The sequence below is a fragment of the Bordetella tumbae genome, assembly GCF_965139195.1.
Taxonomy (GTDB): Bacteria; Pseudomonadota; Gammaproteobacteria; order Burkholderiales; family Burkholderiaceae_B; genus Bordetella_A; species Bordetella_A tumbae.
In genome coordinates, this window is the sequence record NZ_CBCSJH010000068.1 from 1 (window position 1) to 12,448 (window position 12,448).

The window sequence follows — 12,448 nt, forward strand, 5'->3', positions numbered from 1 at the left end:
GCCTTCGGGCCTNCCTTCNNCNTCCGCTCCACTCGGCTTTGAGGCGCCCNCACGGCCCGATTGCCTCGGCTCGACTCGCAGTAACTCAAGCTCATCACATNGNTGGCACGAGNCTNTTGCTTGGCGTTTTTCTGTAGCACCGTTGGCAAAGAAGAAGATCTTGCAGGGCTGCTATTCGCGCGTGCCCTGCACACGCGCGAATAGCGATCGGTCCGGGCATGCGACGGGGTGGCATGGTGCCAAGTTGGAAAATCTGCTTGGCTAGAGTTAAGGTATGCGGAGATGCGTCGCACATCTTTGGATGTCGCGAAATCGTGGAGCGAACAATCTCCTGCTTGTCTATGAGAAATCGTTGCTCGAGAGATCTTCTATTTGCCACCGATGCCAAAGCCCTCGCATGCCGATCACGAACGCTATTCATTGGCGCGCCCGTAGGCGCCAATGAATAGCAGCCCTGCAAGATCTTCGTCTTTGCAGAAATCATCGTCTACGAAGCCTACGTAGACCACCCGTGCCAGCGACCAGGGAATCAGAGACTCTGCGAGTCGAGGCGGGGCAGTGACCGTGTTGGCGCGCCTCGGAGTCGAGCGAGGGAAACCGAAGGAGCGNAGGCGGCCGACCGACTCCGTGAAGCGCCAACACGGTCACTGCCCCGCCTCGACGTCCAATAGAACTCATGCCTCGTCCTGCCCCGCTCAGACGTCCACCTACGAGCACAGTCCCCATGACTTATGCCCAGACCAACGCACTTCAGCCGGCCTATCTCTCCGACGTGGCTATTGCATCCCGGTCGTGACCAGAATAGTGCTCAGCGTCGTTCCCATAGCCTTCACCATGGGACCTTTTTCCGCATCCAGCCATTCATCCAGCGCATGTGCGCGACCGAACGTACCCGGTGCCATGCGGCCTACGGTGATGGCAGGGATGCCCAGGCTCATGGGCAGATTGGAATCGGTGGAGCTGCGGTTCAAGTCGGGCTCGTAACCACCCGCTTTGATCGCAGAAATCGCGTACTGCACGATATCGGTATCAACCGCTGTGGTGCCGGCAGGGCGGTCACCTATCGCGTCGAGTTTGAGCTTGATTTCGCCTTCTTTGGTCGAGCGCGCGAAATTCTCGGTGGCCACTGCCTCTTTGACGATCGTCAGAAAGCGGTCTTCGACGCGCTTGAGCGCGTCTACGTCTTCTGAGCGCATGTCGACTTCCATCCAGGCTTCGACCGGAATCGAGTTGACCGAGGTACCGCCGCCCAGGCGGCCTATGCTGTAGGTGGTCTTGGGGTGGGCAGGGACCGAGATCGTGGAGAACGCCGTGGCGGCTTGGCCCAGGGCATACATGGGATTGACCAGGCCAAATGCGCCGAAGCTGTGTCCGCCAGGCCCTTGGAACGTGGCGCGGTAGCGTTTGGAGCCTACGCCGCCATGTGTGACACGGGCTACGGATCCGGACTCGACTGAGTAGAACGCCTTGATCTTGCCTTGGTACTTGCCTTTGGTGAATAGGTAGCGCACCCCGCGCAGATCACCTGGGCCTTCTTCGCCCACTGTGCCTACGAACAGGATGTTGTCGCGGGTGCGGATGCCGGCAGCTTCCAAGGCGCGCACGTAGCCGGCGAGCACGGCCAGGCTCATGGTGTCGTCGCCGATGCCGGGCGCGGCCAAGCGGGTGCCTTCACGTTTGACCTTCACGTCGGTGCCCTCTGGAAACACGGTGTCCATGTGTGCCGACACGACGACGACCTGGTCGCCGCCGGCCGTGCCGGGGCGCAGGCCCAGCACGTTGCCTTCTTCATCCAGGGTGACGTCTTTCAAGCCACCGGCGCGCAGCAGCTCGGCAAACGCTTGAGCACGCTTGGCCTCCTTGAAGGGAGGAGCGGGAATTTCGGTCAGGGTAATGCCGTCTTCGACGATGCGTCCGTGCTGTTCGTCGAGCACGGCCAACGCTTTTTTGTAGGCGTCGGACGACAGAACTTTCTGTACGGCCTGATCATGCGCTGCGCTGGAACTGACCGCGTCTTTTGCCAGAACGGGCGGGGCCGCACACGCCATCGATAATGCCAACACTACTGCAACACGCCGAGATTCCTGCAACATCGTTGATGCTCCTCAGGGGTTGAATTGAATCTCGACTGTGTGCCAGTTTGATTGTCGTGTCAACAATCGCTGAGCTCGCGGCTATTGTTATGGTGAGTGCTCTGTCAACGTGTGTGCGACGGCATCGATGACCTGTGCGACTGTGTCGGTGGCGAGGCAGTCTACGATGACGCGTTCGGGTTGTGCCCGTAGCCAGGTGATTTGGCGCTTGGCTAACTGGCGCGTCGCGGCGATACCTTGTTCGCGTGCCGTGTCCAGATCGACAGCGCCGTCCAGATAACTCCACATTTGCCGGTAGCCGACACAACGTACCGAGGGCAGGCCGGGATGCAGATCGCTGCGCGCATGCAGGCCGCGGACCTCGTCCAGCAATCCGGCATCCAGCATGGCGTCAAAACGCTGGGCAATGCGTGCGTGCAGTGCAGCGCGGTCCGAGGGCTCCAGGCTGATCGTGATATATCGGTGCGCAGGGGCTGAGTCACCGGCCGGGGCATCCCCGTCGGCGTTATGGGATGTCCGTGGCAGCTCGCTCGTGCGTTGCTGACGTTGCAGCAATGCGGACATGGGTTGCCCGCTCAACATACAGATTTCCAATGCACGTTGAATACGTTGGCTGTCGTTGGGGGCTAATCGAGCGGCCGTGATGGGGTCCAGCTGCACCAGCTCTGCGTGCAAGGCGGGCCAGCCGAGCTGTGCGGCGCGAGTTTCCAATTGCGCGCGCAGCGCAGGGTCGGCCTGTGGCAGATCGTCCAGTCCGTCGCGCAGGGCTTTGTAATACATCATGGTGCCGCCCGCCAGCAAAGGCATGCGGCCACGCGCCCGGATCTCGTCGATCAAGCGCAAGGTGTCGGTACGAAACTCTGCAGCGGAATAGGACTGTGCAGGGTCTCGGATATCCAGCAGATGTTGTGGGACGAGCGCTTGCTCGTCGCGAGAGGGTTTCGCCGTGCCGATATCCATGCCACGGTAAATCGTGGCGGAATCGACGTTGATGATTTCCAGCGGCCAGCGTTGAGCGAGCGCCAGCGTGGCGGCACTCTTGCCTGCCGCCGTTGGGCCGGCCAGGCAGATGATTGGTGAGGCGCTCATTGGCCGCGTAGAAAAAGTTTATCCAGCTCGGATACTGACCACTGCACCCAGGTGGGCCTGCCGTGATTGCACTGATCGGCGCGTTCGGTGATCTCCATCTGGCGCAGCAGGGCGTTCATTTCTTCGAGGTTGAGACGCCGATTGGCTCGCACGGAGCCATGGCACGCCATGGTGGAGAGCAGCTCGTTACGCTGTTCGGTCAGGAGGCGCGACACACCCACTGCACCCAGGTCACGCAGGACGGCGCGCGCCATGGTTTCGATATCGCCTCGCGCCAGCATGGCCGGCACGGAACGAACGGCAATCGAGGTGGGGCCGGCAGGGCGCAGATCAAAACACAGCTCGGCGAGTTGCTCCTGGTGTTCTTCGACGAGGGCGACGTCTTTTTCCTGCGCATGAAAGACCACAGGCACCAGCAGTTCCTGGCGCGGCAGTTCGCGGGCATCCAACGCGCGTTTCAACTGTTCGTACACGACCCGCTCGTGCGCCGCATGCATATCGACCAGCACGAGTCCTCGGCGATTTTGTGCCAGGATATAAATGCCGTGCAACTGCGCTAGCGCCATGCCCAATGGGTGTTCTTCGTCGGTTGGCAAGACCGATGCTGTACGAGAGCCTGCTGGCGAGGCCGGCTCTCGCAGCGTACTTGCAGGAGCTGCCGTCGTTTCATCCAGCGGCCGGTATAGCGCACGCCAGTCTGCGACAGGGTTGCCGCTGGGCTCCGCATGCAGACGGAATGGGACCTGGGTGTGCGGTCGCATAGACTGGCGAGGCGCCGCTGTGGAGGATCCCTCGGCCGCCAAGCCAGAGCGTCCGTCGTGCCTGTTTGAACCCGACGACTGCCATGAACCCGCTTGTCCCCTGTATTCTGAGCCGCCAGCCTGCCCGGTGCCTTCGGCATATGCCGTGGCGCCTGTTTGTTCGGCGATGTTGGCCGGTTGCCCCTGGGCGTGCCGTTCAGCTCCGCTCGAGGTGGTGCTGTGTCCTGCTCGATTCTCGAATTCGCCCGATGACGTGCCGGGAACTACCGCGGCGCCAGGCTGACCGGACATTGCTGATGTATCCGGCTCTCGTGTGGACGGGGCCTGTCCATCAGTGCCATCCGATGTCGCCGAGACCGCCGACGCGCCACCTGTCTGCGCCAGCGCCTGACCCACGACTTGGCTGACGAATCGATGCACTGCACCGCTATCGCGAAAACGCACCTCGTGTTTGGCCGGATGTACGTTGACATCGACGGCGCCTGGATCAATGTCCAAGTACAGGACATAAGCCGGTTGGCGGTCTCCATGCAACACATCGGCATACGCCGAACGCAGCGCATGGCTGACGGTGCGATCCCGGACGAAACGGCCATTCACGTACAGATACTGGCGATCGGCCCGCGCGCGGGCGGCCGTGGGCCGCGTGATCATGCCCGACAGGCCTATGGCCCCCATCGATACATCGACCGGCAAGCCGTGTTCGGCGAATTCTGCGCCCAGTACGTCACGGATGCGCTGGCCAGGTACGGCAGGCAGCCATTGACGCTGTGCCCGGTCATGGTGGAACAGGCGAAACGCAATGTCCGGATGAGCCAGGGCAATGCGTTCCATCGCGTCGACGCAATGGCCAAACTCAGTGGCCTCGGAACGCAGAAATTTGCGGCGTGCGGGCACCGCGTCGAATAATTGGCGCACGTCGACGGTGGTGCCCGGCGGCCCCGATGCGGGACTGACCTGCATGCTGCCGCCTTCGATCTGCCACGCATGTTCGCCCTGGCGTGTACGGGAAATGATCGTGACTTGTGCGACCGAGGAAATCGAGGCGAGGGCCTCGCCGCGAAACCCCATCGACGCGACTGACTCCAGTTCGCCGAGGGATCGGATCTTGCTGGTGGCATGCCGCGCCAGCGCCAGCGGCAGTTCCTCGGGCGGGATTCCGCCGCCATCGTCCGAGACGGCAATGCGCCGGATCCCGCCGCCTTCGAGGCGGACCTCGATGGCGCGTGCGCCGGCGTCGATGGCGTTTTCCAGCACCTCTTTCAAGACAGAGGCAGGGCGTTCGATCACCTCGCCGGCTGCGATCTGACTGATCAACAGATCGGGCAGGGCGAGGATGCTGCGGCGCTCGGACGCAGAGGGGGATTGGGGCAAATCAGCGTGTTCAGGCATGTGACGATTTTAGCGCTCGTACACGGGACGTTGGGGCGGCGCCTTCAACGGGAATTTCACGCGGGGTGCGCTATAGTCGAACTCGGTTCACATCGGACGTCCCGGCGGAGCTGCCTTTTTTCAGACATGGTTACTGCATGCTCGAATTTTTCCAGATGGTGTTGCACATCGATCAGACGCTAGGCGTCTGGGTCGAACAGTATGGTTCCTGGGTTTACCTGGTTTTGTTTTTGATCATTTTTGCCGAGACCGGATTGGTGGTGTTGCCATTTCTGCCCGGCGATTCTTTGTTGTTTATCGCGGGCGCATTCGGTGCGACGGGCAGTTTGAATCCCGTGCTGCTGGGAGCCTTGCTGATTGTCGCGGCCGTGACCGGAAATACGGTCAATTACGCTGTCGGCCGTTATATCGGGCCGCGCGTTTTTACGATGAATGTCCGTTTTCTGGACCGGGCCGCGCTATTGCGTACCCACATGTTTTACGAAAAGCACGGTGGCAAGACCATCGTGATGTCGCGCTTTCTGCCGATCATCCGCACATTTGCACCGTTTGTCGCCGGAGTGGCGGAAATGAACGTGCTGCGGTTTCAGTTGTTCAACATCAGCGGGGCGATCTTGTGGGTCGCGAGCCTGATTACGGCGGGGTATTTCTTTGGCAATATCCCGTTGGTCAAAGAACACTTGAACACCATTGTGCTGCTGGGTTTGGCGGCAGCGATCGTGCCTATCATTCTGGCTGGCGTCATCAAACTGGTACGAGGACGGCGGCGTTCGGGGAATCGAGACCTGCGGCCCTGAAAAGGTCGGAAAATTTGGGGGCGAAGCCGGCGTTGCAGTCTATCGGCGCATTACTTTAGGAAGCCTCAAAGCACATCGGCCCGGGGACACCCGGGCCGATTGTCATTGCGTTGCGCGGCTTTAACTGGCGTCCGCAATATGCGCCAATGGCGGATTGGCGACGAAATACTGCTGAATGCCTGACATGATGGCTCGAGCCATTTTCTGCTGATGGCTGCTCGAGCGCAGGAGCTCTTCTTCGCGCGGATTGCTGATGAACGCGGTTTCGACCAGGATCGATGGAATATCCGGTGCTTTCAGCACGGCAAAGCCAGCCTGTTCAACCTGACGTTTATGCAGGCGATTGATTTTCTGGATCTCGTCCAGGAGCGCGGCGCCCAGGCGCAGTGAATCATTGATCTGCGCCGTGGTAGAGAGGTCTAGCAAGACCTTGGCGACTTGCTTGTCGTGGCTGCCTAGATTGACCCCGCCGATCAAGTCGGCCGCGTTTTCCTTGTCGGCCAGCCAGCGCGCCTGGGTGCTGGAGGCGCCGCGTTGCGACAACGCAAACACGGATGATCCATTGGCCGAGGGTTTGATCCAGGCGTCCGCGTGAATCGAGATAAAGAGATCTGCCCGTACCCGCCGTGCTTTTTGGACACGCACGTGCAGCGGCACAAAATAATCGTCGTCACGCGTCAGATAGGCGCGCATGTTGGGTTGATCGTCGATCAACGCTTTCAATTGCCGCGCGATACGCAGCACCACGTCTTTTTCGCGCAAGCCGCTCTTGCCAATGGCGCCTGGGTCTTCGCCGCCATGGCCCGGATCCAGTGCAATCGTCACCATGCGCTTGCGGCGCGAGGGGGTCGAGGGCGAGGGCAACGAGGGCTGGGGAATGACTGGCGCAGGCGCTGGGGTAGGCTGAGGCAGGGCAACCCGCGGGGGCGGCTCCTGTCCCTGGGCCTGCGGCGCTGGGGCCGGCACGGGCGCAGAGCCCCCTGGAGCGCCCGAGTTGCGCGAGATGTCTTCGAGGATGCGCGCCAACGGGTCGTCGACGTCGGGGCCGGCCTGTTTGTCCAGCACGGCCATCAACGGGTCTTGTGCGACCTTCGGATACAGATCGAGCACCAGGCGGTATTGGTAATCCGCCACGGGCTTGAGCGTGAACACCTGCGGCGCGATGGCCTGTTTCAGGTCGAACACCAGGCGCACGACACCGGGGCGGTTCTGCGCCACGCGCAGACTGCGGATATAGGGGTCGTCCGGGCGGACCTTGGAAATCAGCTGGTTCAGCTCGGCATTGGCCTGCAGGCCCTGGATGTCCACCACCAGGCGATGCGGATTTTCGAGGGTGAAGTGTTCCGCTTTGAGCTCGCTGTCGAGTTCCAGCGTCACGCGGGTGTATTCATCGGCAGGCCAGGTCCGTACCGCCAGGATGGTGGCGGCCTGAGCCAGACGCGGAATGACGGGCAGGACGAGCAGCGTCGTCGCCACGCTGATCAGGCGTCGGCGGCGGGCCCCGTTGGGGGACAGGGCATCTGGGGCGGAGGAGCAATCGCGTTCAACCATGTTTGTCCTCGTGCGGTAAAGGCAGTCAAAGTGACCACGCGGCCCGGGTCTGCATAAACCAGGGAAACCTGCATGTCGGGAGGCGGAAGTACCCCCTCGGCACGCTCGGGCCATTCGATCAGGACGACCGCGTCATCACGCAGTAAATCTCGAAATCCCGCATCCAGCCATTCGCGCGAATCGTTAAATCTATAAAAATCAAAGTGATAGAAGTATAAGTTAGAAACTTTATACGATTCAAGTAGCGCGTAGCTCGGACTTTTGATCCGGCCCTGAATGCCGCATTCCCGCAACAGTGCCCGGGTAAAGGCAGTTTTTCCCGCTCCTAATTCACCCTGCAGGTGGATACGTCCCCCTGGCGCGAGGCCGGTAGCACCGGTGATCAGCGGCGCAAATTGACGGGCCAGCGCGTCGGTGGCGGTTTCGTCGGGCAGAGTCAGGGTCAGGCTGCACAGCGGAGCGGACATGGCGGGGCTCGAGTGGTAAAACAGGTTGAACGTGTGCGAATTATAGAAAGCAGCCTGTCTGCTATGATCGGATTGAGTTTTATTCTTGTTTAGGCTTTATGCCTGCGCCCCATTTCGGACATTTTTTGCCCGGGACCGCCCCAAAGGCGCAGCGTGGATTTTTTTCCAGGAATTTTCACCCATGACTACCCGCATTGAAAAAGACACCTTCGGTCCCATCGAAGTCCCCTCCGACCATCTCTGGGGCGCGCAAACACAGCGGTCGCTGCATTTTTTTGCTATCTCGACCGAGCGCATGCCCGTGCCGCTGGTCGCTGCCATGGCGCGCCTGAAACGAGCGGCGGCCAAGGCGAATGCCGAATTGGGTGAGCTCGATCCCAAGATTGCCGACGCCATTGTGCGCGCCGCGGACGAAGTCATCGCCGGCAAATGGCCCGATGAGTTCCCCTTGTCGGTCTGGCAGACGGGCTCGGGTACGCAAAGCAATATGAATATGAACGAGGTGCTGGCCAACCGCGCCTCCGAGCTGCTGGGCGGGGTGCGCGGCGAAGAGCGTCTCGTGCATCCCAACGATCATGTCAATCGCGGCCAATCGTCCAACGATACCTTTCCGACCGCCATGCACGTGGCGGCGGCGGTACAGGTGGAAACCCATCTGCTGCCGGCCTTGAAAGCCCTGCGTGCAACGCTGGCTGAAAAGAGTGCGGCGTTTTACGACATCGTCAAAATCGGCCGCACCCATTTGCAGGATGCAACGCCGTTGACCCTGGGCCAGGAGCTGTCTGGCCATGTGGCCCAGTTGGACCTGTCGGAACAACAGATCCGCGCGACCTTGCCCGGCTTGCATCAGTTGGCTATCGGCGGCACCGCCGTGGGCACGGGCCTGAACGCGCATCCAGAGTTCAGCGCCAAGGTCAGCGCTGTGCTGGCGCACGATACGGGGTCGGCGTTTGTTTCGGCCCCCAACAAGTTCCAGGCCCTGGCGTCGCACGAGGCGCTGCTGTTCGCCCACGGCGCGCTGAAATCCCTGGCGGCCGGGTTGATGAAAATCGCCAACGACGTGCGTTGGCTGGCCAGCGGCCCGCGTTCGGGCCTCGGTGAAATCAGCATCCCGGAAAACGAGCCGGGCAGCTCGATCATGCCGGGCAAGGTCAATCCCACGCAGTGCGAAGCCATCACCATGCTGGGAGCCCAGGTTCTGGGCAACGACGTGGCCATCAACATCGGCGGCGCCAGCGGCAATTTCGAGCTGAACGTGTTCAAGCCATTGGTGATTCACAATTTCCTGCAGTCAGTGCGTCTGTTGGCTGACGGGATGGCCAGCTTTGATCAGCATTGTGCGGCGGGCATCGAGCCCAACCGCGAACGCATCGCCGAGCTGGTCGACCGCTCGCTGATGCTGGTGACGGCGCTGAATCCGCATATCGGCTACGACAAGGCCGCGCAAATTGCGAAAAAAGCCCACAAGGAAAATCTGTCGCTGAAAGAGTCCGCTCTGGCGCTGGGTTTTGTGACGGAAGCGCAATTCGCCGAGTGGGTAGTGCCGGCGAACATGACGAACGCCAAGCGTTAAAGACCGGCTTTCCGCGCGACGGGCTCTGGATACACGAACGTGTCCCGGGCTCGGCCGCGCAGGGGGATGATGCCGGACAATCGTATGTGGGCCGACAAACGAGGGGTGGGGCATTCAAATTCGGCGTTCCTGTGGAATCCGGCCTGCCCGCATCTTGGTCGACAGCAGTTCTGTATGGCCGTCAATAGCCGTAGATCATCAGCCACATCGGTAGCGTGACCACCGAAAACAACGTCCCCAGCGAAATGATCAGCGCGACCAGCCGGCCGTCGCCGCCCATGCGCATCGCCAGCACATAGGCTGCAGAGGCGGTGGGTAACGCCGCAAATAACAACAGCATGAGCGCTTGCTCACTGGGCAGGCCGAACAGTTTTACGGCCGTGAGAGCGGCCAATGGCAACAGCAGCAGTTTCACGGTCAAGGTCCACGCAATCAGCTTGCCGTGTTCCCGTCCGCCTTGCCAGGACAGGCTGGCGCCCACACACAGAATCCCGAGCGCCAGTGAGGCGGCGCCCAGCCGCGCCAACACCGTATCGACGGGGCCGGGCAATTGCAACCCGGCCAGGTTGCCGGCCAAGCCTAGCAGCGTGGCCATCAAGAGGGGATTGCGCAGCAACTCGCGCAACAGGCCTTTATTGCCGTGGCGAGCCAGGCCGTAGACGGCGGCCAGATTGGCCAGCGGTACGGCAAAACCGATGATCAGCGCCATCGTGGTCTGGCCGTGAGGACCGCCCAGGCTGGCCGACAGCGCCAGCCCGATATAAGTATTAAAGCGATAAGCGCACTGTGCGGACGAGGCCAGCGCCAGGGGCGGCGCCCGCAGGACTCGTCCGCCCGCCCAGGCCAGCACAAACCCTGTGAGTAACACGGCGACAGTTGCTTGCAGCAGCATCAGCGCGCTGCCGGCACTGATGGGAGTGCGCAGGATGGCTTGAAACAGCAACGCCGGAAACAAAATGAAATACACCAGGCGTTCAGTGCCCGCGAAAAACTCGCGATTAAAGCCCAGTTTGTGACGCAAGACCCAACCCAGGGCGACCAGCAAAAAATCAGGCAAAACCAGCAGTGCGACCGACATAACAATCCGGGATGGTTTGGCAATTATTGTATTTATGGACTACTCGGGCAGGCCGATTTGCTGCTATTCTCCCCGAATTCGACGAAGATGCAATTTAAAGTCGTATATATTTCGCACAGTTTTTGGCTATTTACACAGTGAGTTGTTTACAGCGATCGGCTTATCGGCGGTTCGCTGAAACCTGCACTAGTGGCTCTCAGACAGGGAGCCTCGCACACGGAGGAATCACAATAATGAAGATCAACGCTCGTATCCTGGCGACTGCTATCGCAATGGCTACCGGATTGGCTGCCACGTCGGCTGCTGTTGCTGCGGATGCCTATCCTAGCAAACCGATTCGCGTGATCGTGCCGTTTGCCCCGGGTGGCTCGACCGATATCATTGCGCGTCTGGTGACGCAACGCATGGCCCAGGAATTGGGTCAGCCTCTGGTTGTCGAAAACAAGGGTGGCGCGGGCGGCGCAATTGGCGCTGCTGAGGCTGCTCGTGCGGCCCCGGACGGCTATGTGCTGTCGATCGCGACTGTGTCCACGATGGCAGTGAACTCGGCTTGCCGTCCCAATGATCTGCCCTACGATCCGATCAAGGACTTCCAGCCCATCACCAATTTCGCCAACACCGCCAACGTGGTGTCGGTGAACCCCAAATTCCCGGCCAAGGACTTCAAGGGTTTCCTGGAAGAACTGAAAAAGAACCCCGGCAAGTACTCGTATGGCAGCTCGGGCACCTGCGGCGTGCTGCACTTGATGGGTGAGTCCTTCAAGGACGCGACCGGCACGGATATCGTGCACGTTCCCTACAAGGGTTCGGGCCCGGCTGTGGCCGACGCCGTTGGCGGTCAGATCGAAATCATTTTCGACAACCTGCCGTCGTCCATGGGACAAATCCAGGCAGGCGGTCTGCGCGCCATGGCCGTTGCATGGCCCGAGCGCCTGAAGTCCTTGCCGGATGTTCCTACGTTCAAGGAAGCCGGTTTCCCGCAAGTGAACCAGCCCGTTTGGTATGGCTTGCTGGCGCCCGCCGGCACCCCGATGGAAATCGTGAACAAGCTGCGTGACGCCGCAGTGGTGGCCCTGAAAGATCCGAAGGTCATCGATGTCCTCGCTCAACAAGGCTCGGCACCGTCGGGCAACACGCCGGAAGAGTTCTCCAAAGAAATCCAAGAGCAATACGACTGGGCGAAAGATATCGTCAAGAAGAGCAACATCAAGCTCGACTAAATCGTTCTACGGGAGGCAGGCTACAGGCCTGTCTTCGTGAGGGATGAATAGGCGCTCCATTTGGGGCGCCTATTTTTTTAAAGGTGTCAGGTCCTGTAGATGGGGGGGCGAGGGTGGCGTGGTGCTTGTTTGGAAGATCTGCTTGTCTATGAGAAATTGTTGATCGAGAGATCTTCTGTTTGCCACCGATCCCAAAGCCCTCGCATGCCGATCACGAACGCTATTCATTGGCGCGCCCGTAGGCGCCAATGAATAGCCGCCCTGCAAGATCTTCGTCTTTGCAGAAATCATCACCTACGAAGCCTACGTAGACCACCCGTGCCAGCGACGAGGGAATCAGAGATGCTGTGAGTCGAAGCGGGGCAGTGACCGTGTTGGCGCGCCTCGGAGTCGAGCGAGGGAAACCGAAGGAGCGTAGCGACGAGGT

At 60.7% G+C, this 12,448-nt stretch carries 11 protein-coding genes; 3 read left to right on the forward strand and 8 right to left on the reverse strand.

From position 1 onward, the window contains the following. Positions 1-413: 413 nt before the first annotated feature. The 4 genes from ACNA0J_RS29175 to mutL all read right to left on the reverse strand — a co-directional run. A partial coding sequence (locus tag ACNA0J_RS29175) for a hypothetical protein (protein WP_415822501.1) occupies positions 414-608 on the reverse strand: 195 nt, incomplete at its 5' end. A 168-nt stretch (positions 609-776) separates the two neighbouring features. Beyond that, entirely contained in the window at positions 777-2,093 is a 1,317-nt protein-coding gene (locus tag ACNA0J_RS29180; RefSeq protein WP_415822503.1) for a M20/M25/M40 family metallo-hydrolase, read from the reverse strand. Positions 2,094-2,180: 87 nt separating this feature from the next. Next, positions 2,181-3,182, reverse strand: coding sequence for a tRNA (adenosine(37)-N6)-dimethylallyltransferase MiaA (gene miaA, locus ACNA0J_RS29185; RefSeq protein ID WP_415822505.1), 1,002 nt, complete (start codon positions 3,180-3,182; stop codon positions 2,181-2,183). Beyond that, entirely contained in the window at positions 3,179-5,335 is a 2,157-nt protein-coding gene (gene mutL / locus ACNA0J_RS29190) for a DNA mismatch repair endonuclease MutL (protein ID WP_415822506.1), read from the reverse strand. The genes miaA and mutL overlap by 4 nt, the downstream gene beginning before the upstream one ends. Before the next feature lie 137 nt (positions 5,336-5,472). Here mutL and ACNA0J_RS29195 point away from each other — a divergent pair, with 137 nt between their 5' ends. After that, positions 5,473-6,132 carry a VTT domain-containing protein gene (locus ACNA0J_RS29195; protein WP_415822508.1) on the forward strand — a complete coding sequence of 220 codons (660 nt, stop codon included), beginning with the start codon at positions 5,473-5,475 and terminating at the stop codon, positions 6,130-6,132. Between the two features lie 120 nt (positions 6,133-6,252). On the opposite strand, the gene ACNA0J_RS29200 is transcribed toward ACNA0J_RS29195, so the two are convergent. Beyond that, a complete protein-coding gene (locus ACNA0J_RS29200) occupies positions 6,253-7,683 on the reverse strand; it encodes an N-acetylmuramoyl-L-alanine amidase (protein WP_415822510.1) in 1,431 nt (476 codons plus the stop codon). Next, positions 7,614-8,150, reverse strand: coding sequence for a tRNA (adenosine(37)-N6)-threonylcarbamoyltransferase complex ATPase subunit type 1 TsaE (gene tsaE, locus ACNA0J_RS29205; RefSeq protein ID WP_415822511.1), 537 nt, complete (start codon positions 8,148-8,150; stop codon positions 7,614-7,616). The genes ACNA0J_RS29200 and tsaE overlap by 70 nt, the downstream gene beginning before the upstream one ends. A gap of 181 nt (positions 8,151-8,331) precedes the next feature. Between tsaE and fumC the strand changes: the two genes are divergently transcribed. Then, on the forward strand, positions 8,332-9,723 hold the full coding sequence (gene fumC / locus ACNA0J_RS29210; protein WP_415806666.1) for a class II fumarate hydratase: 1,392 nt from the start codon (positions 8,332-8,334) through the stop codon (positions 9,721-9,723). A gap of 181 nt (positions 9,724-9,904) precedes the next feature. Here the strand turns inward: fumC and ACNA0J_RS29215 are convergent, their stop codons facing one another. Next, entirely contained in the window at positions 9,905-10,801 is an 897-nt protein-coding gene (locus ACNA0J_RS29215; protein WP_415822512.1) for an AEC family transporter, read from the reverse strand. 233 nt (positions 10,802-11,034) lie between these two features. On the opposite strand from ACNA0J_RS29215, the gene ACNA0J_RS29220 reads away from it, so the two are divergent. Then, a complete protein-coding gene (locus ACNA0J_RS29220; RefSeq protein WP_415822513.1) occupies positions 11,035-12,021 on the forward strand; it encodes a tripartite tricarboxylate transporter substrate binding protein BugE in 987 nt (328 codons plus the stop codon). Between the two features lie 220 nt (positions 12,022-12,241). Here the strand turns inward: ACNA0J_RS29220 and ACNA0J_RS29225 are convergent. Further along, on the reverse strand, positions 12,242-12,448 hold a 207-nt coding region (locus tag ACNA0J_RS29225; protein WP_415822515.1), incomplete at its 5' end, for a hypothetical protein.

Coding starts and splice junctions, on each gene's coding strand:
- ACNA0J_RS29180 (WP_415822503.1), bottom strand. CDS start 2,093: ATGTTGCAGGAATCTCGGCGTGTTGCAGTAGTGTTGGCATTATCGATG.
- ACNA0J_RS29215 (WP_415822512.1), bottom strand. CDS start 10,801: ATGTCGGTCGCACTGCTGGTTTTGCCTGATTTTTTGCTGGTCGCCCTG.
- miaA (WP_415822505.1), bottom strand. CDS start 3,182: ATGAGCGCCTCACCAATCATCTGCCTGGCCGGCCCAACGGCGGCAGGC.
- ACNA0J_RS29220 (WP_415822513.1), top strand. CDS start 11,035: ATGAAGATCAACGCTCGTATCCTGGCGACTGCTATCGCAATGGCTACC.
- mutL (WP_415822506.1), bottom strand. CDS start 5,335: ATGCCTGAACACGCTGATTTGCCCCAATCCCCCTCTGCGTCCGAGCGC.
- ACNA0J_RS29195 (WP_415822508.1), top strand. CDS start 5,473: ATGCTCGAATTTTTCCAGATGGTGTTGCACATCGATCAGACGCTAGGC.
- tsaE (WP_415822511.1), bottom strand. CDS start 8,150: ATGTCCGCTCCGCTGTGCAGCCTGACCCTGACTCTGCCCGACGAAACC.
- ACNA0J_RS29200 (WP_415822510.1), bottom strand. CDS start 7,683: ATGGTTGAACGCGATTGCTCCTCCGCCCCAGATGCCCTGTCCCCCAAC.
- fumC (WP_415806666.1), top strand. CDS start 8,332: ATGACTACCCGCATTGAAAAAGACACCTTCGGTCCCATCGAAGTCCCC.